At 72.5% G+C, this 6,685-nt stretch carries 6 protein-coding genes; 2 read left to right on the top strand and 4 right to left on the bottom strand.

Annotated elements, in window-relative coordinates; all coding sequences use genetic code 11:
* Positions 1–7 precede the first annotated feature (7 nt).
* From Q4C85_RS11565 to rbfA, 3 genes are all read right to left on the bottom strand, one after another.
* On the bottom strand, positions 8–286 hold the full coding sequence (locus Q4C85_RS11565; RefSeq protein WP_303142264.1) for a hypothetical protein: 279 nt from the start codon (positions 284–286) through the stop codon (positions 8–10).
* 71 nt (positions 287–357) lie between these two features.
* On the bottom strand, positions 358–1,437 hold the full coding sequence (truB, locus tag Q4C85_RS11560; RefSeq protein WP_303142261.1) for a tRNA pseudouridine(55) synthase TruB: 1,080 nt from the start codon (positions 1,435–1,437) through the stop codon (positions 358–360).
* Positions 1,434–1,925 (bottom strand): 30S ribosome-binding factor RbfA, encoded by a 492-nt coding sequence (gene rbfA, locus Q4C85_RS11555; protein WP_303142259.1) that lies wholly within the window; start codon positions 1,923–1,925, stop codon positions 1,434–1,436. Before rbfA ends, truB begins: the two co-directional genes overlap by 4 nt.
* A 257-nt stretch (positions 1,926–2,182) precedes the next feature.
* Here rbfA and rarD point away from each other — a divergent pair, with 257 nt between their 5' ends.
* Entirely contained in the window at positions 2,183–3,106 is a 924-nt protein-coding gene (gene rarD / locus Q4C85_RS11550; protein WP_303142256.1) for an EamA family transporter RarD, read from the top strand.
* A 280-nt stretch (positions 3,107–3,386) separates the two neighbouring features.
* The gene (locus Q4C85_RS11545) at positions 3,387–4,355 is read left to right on the top strand and encodes a restriction endonuclease (RefSeq protein WP_303142254.1); all 969 of its coding nucleotides are present in this window, start codon (positions 3,387–3,389) and stop codon (positions 4,353–4,355) included.
* A 128-nt stretch (positions 4,356–4,483) separates the two neighbouring features.
* Here Q4C85_RS11545 and infB read toward each other — a convergent pair.
* A partial coding sequence (gene infB / locus Q4C85_RS11540; RefSeq protein WP_303142251.1) for a translation initiation factor IF-2 occupies positions 4,484–6,685 on the bottom strand: 2,202 nt, incomplete at its 5' end.

Here is a 6,685-nt window from a genome sequence, read left to right as displayed (position 1 = left end):
GAGCCTGTCAGCGCCCGTCAGAGCCTGTCAGTGCCCGCCAGTGCCGGGAGCCTTGGTGGCCGCCGCAGCCGCAACCGCCGTGGCCACAGCCGCAACCGCCGCGCCCCGGGGCGCTCGCATCGCGCAGGCCCAGGTCGTTGCCGGCCTTGCGCCCGGGCACCACGCCATTGGCGTCCGCCTCCTGCGCCCGGGGCTGGACGACGGCAGGGGCCTCGGCGCGCTCGGGCTCGACGACGGGTGCGTGGCGGTGCTTGCCGCAGCCGCAGCCCGATGTGTTCTCGCTCATCAGTTCCTCCTGGGTGCTCATTCCTCGGTGCGTCAGGACCCCGACGGCGATCGCCTCCGGCGGGCCGCCAGTCAGGCGGGATCCAGGACGAGCACGGGGCGGACCCGCCCGTCCCTGGATGCTAACAGTGCCACGACCCGGCCATCGGGGTCGAACCCGGCCACCACCTGCGAGGCCTTCCCCGCGCCCGGCCCGGCCTCCGGAGGGCCGGCATGGGCCCGCCCACGGGATCGGGCCAGGACCTCGGGTGGCAGGCCCTGGCCATGACGCACGCGGCGCGCCTCCTCATCCGAGAGCTCCACGACGGCGAAGCAGCGGCCGGCCGCCTCCGAGAGGGGCATGACCGCCAGGGCCTCGGCGGGCCGGCGCCCGGCCGCCTCGGCGACGGCCTCGGCCAGTGCGGGCACGGTGCGGGCCTCGCAGACCTCGAAGGGACCGACCCGAGTGCGCCGCAGGGCGGTCAGGTGGGCCCCTGTGCCCAGCGCACGACCGATGTCCCTGGCCAGCGCGCGCACGTAGGTGCCCGACGAGCAGGACACGCCCAGGTCGATGTCGACCACCGCGGTCCCGTCGACGGCGGTGGCTCGGGGCTGGCCGCGCATGGCGAGGTCCTCGATGACGACGGGCCGGGCCACGAGCTCGACCTGCTCGCCGTTGCGCACGCGGCTGTAGGCCCGCACGCCGTCGACCTTGATGGCCGACACGGCGCTGGGGACCTGCATGATCGGCCCGGTGTGCGCCGTGAGGGCCTCGGCCAGCCGGCGCTCGAAACCCTGGGGCCCGCCGTCCCAGGCCTTGGGGGCGGGGCAGCCGGAGGCGGAGATCACTTCGCCGTGGGCATCCTCGGTCGTCGTCTCCTGCCCCAGGCGGAGCGTGGCCTCGTAGTGCTTGCCCGCACCCACGAGGTAGGTGAGCAGGCGGGTGGCGCGCCCGGCGCCCAGGACGAGCAGGCCGGTGGCCATCGGGTCCAGGGTTCCGGCGTGCCCGACCTTGCGGGTGGCGCCCATCCGGCGGACCAGGGCAACGACGTCGTGGCTGGTCAGCCCCGCCGGCTTGTCGACCAGGAGCAGTCCATCGGCGACGGGGACCGCCCCGCGGGGGACCTCCGGTCGGGGCCCACGGTCCCCGGTGGAGGCCAGGCGCCGGCTCACGCCTCGCCCCGCTCCTCGCCCGCCGCGTCGGCCTCATCGACCGTACGGGCCTCACCGTCGCCCTCGTGGCGGTCGTCATGCCGGTACGGGTCCGCATCCCCCGCGTAGGTGGCGCCCGCGTAGGTGCGGGCGAGCTCCTCGTCCTTGGCGCGCGCCTGGGCAAGGGCGTCCTCAAAGGTCCGCGCCTGAGTGGGCAGGGCGTCGAGCTGGAAGGTGAGCGAGGGGGTCAGGCGGATGCCCAGAGCCTTGCCGACCTCGGAGCGGATGAGCCCCTTGGCCGAGCTGAGGGCCGCCGCAGAGTCTCGGCGGTCGGCGTCCGAGCCGTAAACGGTGTAGAAGATCGTGGCCTGCTGGAGGTCGCCGGTGACCCGCACGTCGGTGATGGTCACGAAGCCCAGGCGCGGGTCCTTGATGCGCCCCTGGAGGAGGCGGGCGACGGTTTCGTGGATGCGGTCGGCGACCTTGCGGGCGCGGGCGGCGTCAGCCATGTCTGTCTCCTCGGGTGCTGGATGGACCGGGCTGCTGAATTCTGCCAGACCCCCACCGGCCGACGCTGCGGCGCGCCTCACGCGGCGGTCTGCTCCCGGCGCAGGCCGGCGGCCGCGATCTTCTCGATCATGGGCCCCGGACCCGTGTCACCCAGCGCGTGTCCCCCACCCCACCTCGTGGACGTACTCATCTAGGGTGGTGTGGTTCCCGCGCCGCAGGCCGGGCACGACCACGCCCCGGAAAGGAAGTGCCGCCCATGGGTCAGCGCCCCGGTCCGCCCCGTCGACCGACCAGCCTGTCCCGGGCGGGAGCGGCCATGGTCCTGGGCTGCTACCTGCTGTGGGGATTCTTCCCGCTGTACTTCAAGCTGCTCGACGCCGCCGGGGCGATCGAGATCATCGGTCACCGCATCACCTGGACCCTGGCGACCTGCCTCGTGCTCGTCGGGGCGCTGCACCGCTGGCAGCGGCTGCGCACCGCCCTGCTCCAGCCGCGACTGGTCGGCTCCTTGTGCCTGAGCGGCGCGTTGGTGACCGTCAACTGGAGCGTCTACGTCTACGGCGTCAACACCGGCAGGACGGCGGACGCCGCCCTGGGCTACTTCATCAACCCCCTGGTCACCGTCGCCCTGGCGGCGCTCGTCCTGCGCGAGCGGCTGCGACCGGCGCAGTGGGCGGCCATCGCCCTGGCCTCCTCGGCGGTCCTCGTCCTCGTTGTCGCGCAGGGATCCCTGCCATGGATCTCCCTGGCGCTGGCCTTCTCCTTCGGCTTCTACGCCCTGGTCAAGAAGCGCGTGGCGGGGCAGGTGGACGCGCTGACCGGCCTGACACTCGAGAGCGGTGCGGTCCTGCCCCTGGCCCTGGGCTACCTGGGGTGGCTGGCGGCCACCGGCGCCTCGGCCGCCCAGGGGCAGCAGGCCGGCCCCGCCCTCCTGCTCCTGCTCATCGGTGCGGGACCGGTGACGGCCGTGCCCCTGCTGCTCTTCGCCGCCGGGACCCGCAGGGTGCCCTTGACGGTGGTGGGCCTGAGCCAGTACATCGCCCCGATCATCCAGTTCCTCCTGGCCTGGGCGGTCTTCGGTGAGGAGATCTCGACCTGGCGCTGGGTGTCGATGGTGCTGGTGTGGTCGGCGGTGGCGGTCTTCGCCGCCGACGTCCTGCGTCAAGCAGCCCGCCACTGAGCCGGCCGGCCCGCCGCAGGGCCGAGGCTGATGGTCGCAGCGGAGTCACAGAACAGTGTCACTTGAGCGACAGTATTATCACTAAGGTTGTAAGCAACCTACTTGCTACTACCATCCTAGAAGCGATGTGTTGAGGGTGATGTCGCCCCTCACGGACGCTCACCGGTTCCCCTCCCCGCGGTTCTGCCCGCACCCTCCCCACCCCGGCGGTCCCATCGCAGCCACGGGTCGCCGGACACGTGGAGTCGGACGCGGTCACGGACGTGGAAGGAGCACAAGCATGAGCGATGCCCTGTCCGGGATGACGGATCTTCTGGGTCTGCTTCCCGTGAGGGCCTCAGTGTCGACGGGATCGGTCCTGCTCGCCGTCATGCTGCTCGTCGTGTGCACACTGGCCGCAGTCGGCATGCGCTGCACGACCCAGGCCTGCCGGCGGGCGCGCGCCGGGCACGACCTGGGGGTGGCGATCCCCCGGGGCTTCCGCGTCAGCCGCTCCCAGCGACTGCGGCGGACGGGCTCTTACCACCTGGCCTACCCCCGGTGGCGCTACGCCATCCAGGACGGCACCCGCGACCACCGGCGCTCGGGCAACCGGGTGGTCAAGAGCTGGTCGGTGCTCGAGGTCGGCCGGTGGCGCGTGGCCTCCAAGGACGTCCTGGCCATGTACGACCTCGTTCTCAGCCTGCGGGCCGCGGGTGTCGACATCGCCTACTCCCGCCATGAGCAGACCAAGCTCCGCGCGATCCAGGCGCGCACGCAGGACCGCCCCCGTGGCTCGAGCCTCGACGGCGTCATCGCCGAGTTCGCCAACCGGTCCACCGGATTCGAGGCCTTCTGCGCCGACCTGTTCCGCGGCATGGGCTACCAGACCGAGCTGCCCGGGACCCGCGGGGGCGGCTTCGACCTGCGGCTGCGACGCGACGGGACGACCTCGATCGTGCGCTGCGCCTGCCACCCCGGCGACCGGGGGGTGGGTGCGCCCGCCGTCCACAAGCTCCATGGCGCCAATATCGTCGAAGGGGCGGACTCCATGATTGTGGTGAGCACGAGCTCCTTCACCCCCGACGCGGTCGACTTCGCCCAGGAGGCGGGCGTCGACCTCATCGACGGCGACCGCCTGCGGGCCATGTGTCACCGCGTGTGGGGGGCCGCCCTCCCGCCGTCGGCCACCCCCGAGGGCAGCGTTGAGCTGAGCCTCGAGGAGCTGCTCACCGGTTTCCCCATCGACATGCGCCACCGCTCCATCTGAGCCCTGCGCCGCAGGGGCCCGGACCACCGGTCACGCGGCCCGGGCCGCCGCACGCACTGGTCCCCGGCCCGCTACGGGCCGGGGACCAGGCATGGCGCCCGACCGGTGGTCACCGATCGGCTCCGGTCTCAGCCGCGCGGCTTCTCTCGCATCTCCCAGGTCTCGATGACATCGCCCTCGGCGAGGTCCTTGAACCCCAGGTTGATGCCGCACTCGTAGCCCTCGCGGACCTCGGTGACATCGTCCTTCTCCCGGCGCAGCGTCTCGATCGACAGGTCGCGGCCCACAATGACGCCGCCACGCACGAGGCGGGCCTTGGCACCGCGCCTGATGACGCCCGAGCGGACGATCGACCCGGCGATGGAGCCGAACTTCGAGGAGTGGAAGACCTGCCGGATCTCGGCGGTGCCCAGCGCCACCTCCTCGTAAATCGGCTTGAGCATGCCCTTCATCGAGGCCTCGACGTCCTCAAGGGCCTGGTAGATGACCGAGTAGAACTTCATGTCGACGCCCTCGCGATCGGCCAGCTCGGCGACCCGCTCGGCGGGGCGCACGTTGAAGCCGATGATGACCGCGGAGTCCACCGTGGCGAGGTTGACGTCGTTCTGCGTGATCGCACCGACACCGCGGTGGATGATGCGCAGGGCGACCTCCTCGCCCACGTCGATCTTGAGCAGCGAGTCCTCCAGCGCCTCGACCGCACCCGAGCTGTCGCCCTTGAGGATGAGGTTGAGGGTGTCGACCTTGCCCTCCTTGAGGACGTCGGTGAGGTTCTCCAGCGAGACGCGCTTGCGCCGCTTGGCCAGGAGGGCGGCGCGCTCGGCGGCCTCCCGCTTGTCGGCGATCTGACGGGCCGTGCGGTCGTCGGGGGCGACGATGAACGAGTCGCCCGCGCTGGGCACGCTCGTCAGGCCCAGGACGAGGGCGGGCCGGGCGGGGCCGACCTCCTCGATCTGCTGACCGTGCTCGTCGAACATGGCGCGCACACGCCCGTAGGCTCTGCCCGCCACGATCGGGTCGCCGACCCGCAGGGTGCCGCGCTCGACGAGGATCGTCGAGATGGCGCCGCGCCCCTTGTCCAGCTTGGCCTCGATCGTCACGCCGCGCGCGTCGGTGCTCGGGTTGGCGCGCAGGTCGAGGGCCGCGTCCGCGGTGAGCAGGACGGCCTCGAGAAGGGCGTCGATGTTGAGCCGCTGCTTGGCGGAGATGTCGACGAACATCGTGTCGCCGCCGTACTCCTCGGGCACGAGGCCGTACTCGGTGAGCTGGCCACGGATCTTGTCCGGGTTGGCGCCCTCCTTGTCGATCTTGTTGACCGCCACGACGATCGGCACCCCCGCCGCCTGGGCGTGGTTGAGGGCCTCGACCGTCTGCGGCATGACGCCGTCGTCGGCAGCCACGACGAGGATGGCGATGTCGGTCACCTCGGCACCTCGGGCTCGCATGGCCGTGAAGGCCTCGTGACCGGGGGTGTCGATGAAGGTGATCGGACGGGTCTCGTCCTCGAACTGGACCCGCACCTGGTAGGCGCCGATCGACTGGGTGATGCCACCCGCCTCGCCGGCGACGACGTCGGTCGAGCGGATCGCGTCGAGGAGCTTGGTCTTACCGTGGTCGACGTGTCCCATGACCGTGACCACCGGGGGGCGCGGGAGCAGGTCGGTGTCGGCCTCCCCGGCCTCCTCGGCCTCCAGGTCGATGTCGAAGGACTCGAGCAGCTCGCGGTCCTCATCCTCGGGCGAGACGATCTGGACGTTGTAGCCCAGCTCGGCGCCAAGCAGGGCGAAAGTGTCCTCGTCCAGGGACTGGGTGGCCGTGGCCATCTCGCCCAGGTGGAAGAGCACCGTGACCAGTGCCGCCGGATTGGCGTTGATCTTCTCAGCCAGATCGGTCAACGTGGCGCCCTGGCGCACGCGCACCGGGGTGGAGCCGTCACCGCGCGGGACGATGACGCCGCCGATCGACGGGGCCGACTGCTGCTCGAACTCCTGGCGCTTGGCCCGCTTGGACTTGCGTCCGCGCGGGGCTCCGCCGCCGCGCCCGAAGGCGCCCTGGGTCGAGCCCCGTCCACCGCGCCCACCGCGGGGACCGCCGAAGCCAGCTCCGCTGCGCGGCGCACCGGCGCCGCCGGCACCCGGGCCGCGCCCACCGGCGCCGGGGCGCCCGCCCCGTCCGCCCTGACCGCCGCGGGCCGGGGCGCCGGGACGCGGCACCGAGGAGGTGCCCGGCATCATGCCGGGGTTGGGGCGCGGGGCGCCCGGGCGGGGGCCGCCCTGGGGACGGGGACCACCCGAGCCGCCGGGACGCGCACCGCCCTGGGGACGGGGACC

Source organism: Actinomyces sp., assembly GCF_030524025.1.
Classification (GTDB): Bacteria; Actinomycetota; Actinomycetes; order Actinomycetales; family Actinomycetaceae; genus Actinomyces.
This window is presented reverse-complemented; position numbering and strand designations above follow the sequence as displayed.

Excerpts from the sequence above, each read along its gene's own strand:
- Q4C85_RS11565 (WP_303142264.1), bottom strand. The coding sequence starts at position 286 with ATGAGCGAGAACACATCGGGCTGCGGCTGCGGCAAGCACCGCCACGCA.
- rbfA (WP_303142259.1), bottom strand. The coding sequence starts at position 1,925 with ATGGCTGACGCCGCCCGCGCCCGCAAGGTCGCCGACCGCATCCACGAA.
- rarD (WP_303142256.1), top strand. The coding sequence starts at position 2,183 with ATGGGTCAGCGCCCCGGTCCGCCCCGTCGACCGACCAGCCTGTCCCGG.
- Q4C85_RS11545 (WP_303142254.1), top strand. The coding sequence starts at position 3,387 with ATGAGCGATGCCCTGTCCGGGATGACGGATCTTCTGGGTCTGCTTCCC.